The sequence below is a fragment of the Microthrixaceae bacterium genome, from assembly GCA_023957975.1.
Classification (GTDB): Bacteria; Actinomycetota; Acidimicrobiia; order Acidimicrobiales; family Microtrichaceae; genus JAMLGM01.
Genome location: JAMLGM010000024.1, coordinates 1 through 2440, shown reverse-complemented (window position 1 = coordinate 2440; position 2440 = coordinate 1). Strand labels below are relative to the sequence as shown.

At 64.1% G+C, this 2440-nt stretch carries 2 protein-coding genes; one reads left to right on the top strand and one right to left on the bottom strand.

Annotation, left to right across the window (positions count from 1 at the left end; all coding sequences use genetic code 11):
• Positions 1-707: hypothetical protein (locus M9952_16530; protein ID MCO5314531.1), on the bottom strand; the 707-nt coding region annotated here is incomplete at its 3' end.
• 243 nt (positions 708-950) lie between these two features.
• Between M9952_16530 and M9952_16525 the strand changes: the two genes are divergently transcribed.
• Positions 951-2291 carry an IS1380 family transposase gene (locus M9952_16525; GenBank protein MCO5314530.1) on the top strand — a complete coding sequence of 447 codons (1341 nt, stop codon included), beginning with the start codon at positions 951-953 and terminating at the stop codon, positions 2289-2291.
• Positions 2292-2440 lie beyond the last annotated feature (149 nt).

Sequence of the window (2440 nt, the reverse complement as noted above, 5' to 3'; positions counted from 1 at the left end):
TGTGTGTTTGATCGGCTCGCTATAGATTGCATATACAAAACTTCAACCGCGACGGGGTGGCCGTCAGGCCTTGCAGCGATGTCCCTCAGAAGTTGTGCGAAATCTGAGGGGCTGGCCGAATTGCTTGCATGGCCGAGGTAAAGACGCGCGAAGCGTTTGACGGGTGTCGCGCCACTGTGGAGGGCCTCGCGCAGGCGTGTCACCGCAGCCGTGTCGATCGCAGCTTCGAGTTGGAGTTCAACCAAAAATGGTGATAGCACCGCGTTGGTGACTGCGTCATCCAACATTTTTGTTGCAGTTGCAGGCGCTCTCTCGTGTACGATGCCGAGGAATCCGCGCAGTAGGTCCGGGTTCTGATCGCCTGCGGGCACAGCCGACAAGGCCGCAACAAAGAACTGCCAGTACCTCTCAAATTCGAAGGCGGCGGTTGCTAAGCCTCGGCCCAGCGCGCGCGCCCGACCAGGTGACCCGCTCGAAAGTTCCGGTAATAGCAACCCTAGGGCCTCTTCATCACCGATAAGCTCTTTACCGAGGTCTATCACCAGCTCTTCGAGAACTTGGAGCCGAGCGATCGTGTCTATGCCTGTACGTTCCTCCGCGGTAGCAATGTCAAATGTACCCCATTGGCGAGGTAGGACGTAGACGCGGACACGATCGACCAGCCGCCGAGGCTCCAGGAACGTTCGAAGTTCGTCCAGCCGCTTCAAGTTCGTCGAGTCTGGACTTTCCCCACAGTCCCGGCGGGCCTTGAGGGTCGCAATGTATCCCTCCGCCCAGAAACCATGTCGCCCGACAGCGCGCGCTGCCCGCTCTAGCTCGTGAGTGGCTAGCCTGAATAATTCATCAGGGCTGTGTTCGGTGCTGGCGGGCGAGACATAAGCCGTTGGGATCGTTTAGGTTTCGGTTGCTGAGACCGCGCCTTTGCGACCGAACGGAGTTGTGTGCCCGCCATGGCCGAAGATGCTCTCTTTCTCCCCGGTCTGTCACCTGTTTCGGGCAAGCCGGTTCACCTCGCCTTCGATGGCGGCCGGTTGACCTCGGATGGGGGTGTGCTGGTGCTGGCCGAGATCGAGCGAGGGCTCGGGATCGCCGAGCGGCTGGCCGGCTGCATTACCGATCCACGGGCGCCCGAGCGGGTGCGGCATGGCCTCGCCGAGATGATCCGCTTCCGCGCGCTGCTGATCGCCGCCGGCTACCCGGACGCCAACGACTGCGATGCCCTGCGTGACGATCCGGCGTTCAAGATGGCGGTAGGCCGCCTGCCCGAGACAGGGGCCGGGCTCTGCTCGCAACCGACGATGTGCCGATTGGAAAATCTGCCGGGGAAGACCGCGCTCATTCGCATGACGGATGCTATGGTCGACCTCTTCTGCGACAGCTTCGCCGAAGTGCCGCGACGCATCCTGCTGGACATCGACGACACCCTCGACCGGGTACACGGCGCCCAGCAGCTGTCGCTGTTCCATGCCCACCACGACAACCGCTGCTTCTTGCCGATCCATATCTACGAGGCCACGACCGGCAAGCCTGTGGCGGTGATCCTCAGACCGGGCAAGACCCCCGACGGTGCCGAGGTCGCGCTTGTGCTCAGGCACCTGGTCGAGGCGATCCGCCGTCGCTGGCCAAAAGTCGAGATCGTGATCCGCGGCGACAGCCACTATGCCCGCCCCGAGGCCATGAGCTGGCTGGAGCGCAACAGCGTCCGCTACATCTTCGGTCTCGCCGGCAACCGCGTGCTGCTCGACCGCGTCGCGGCACGCGCCGAGGACGCAGCCGTCCGCCGCGCTGAGCAGGACGCCGACAAGATCCGCAGCTTCCACGACTTTCGCTACGCCGCCAGGAGCTGGACAGTCGAGCGCCGGGTCATCGCCCGCATCGAGGCGACCAGGCAAGGCAGCGACACGCGCTTTGTCGTGACCAACCTCACCGGCACGCCACGCTGGCTCTACGAGGTCCTCTACTGCGGCCGAGGCCAGGCCGAGAACCTGATCAAGGCGCACAAGCTGCACCTCGCCTCGGACCGCACCTCATGCTCGAAGGCGACGGCCAACCAGTTCCGCCTCCTCGTCCACACCGCCGCCTACTGGCTGCTGCACACGCTGAAGGGCCTCGCCGCCAAGACCTCGTTCTGGCGCGACGCCCAGTTCGACACCGTGCGCCTCGCCTTCGTCAAGATCGCCGCCCGGGTCACCGAACTCGTCACCCGCATCAAGGTCTCGCTGCCGTCGAGCTATCCCTACAAGCAAAGCCTCGCCCGCTTCGCCGACCGCGCCCTCGCCATGCCCCCGTGACCGCCGGGGCGACGTGCCCCCAACCGAGTCCCTACCGTCCACCGCCAACACCGTCATCGAAGACCGAAAATGCGCACCAAGCGCCACCCTCACGCGCGCCTGACCGCCAACTCACTCGCAGCCTCATGAATGAAGCGGGCTAGCCTGAA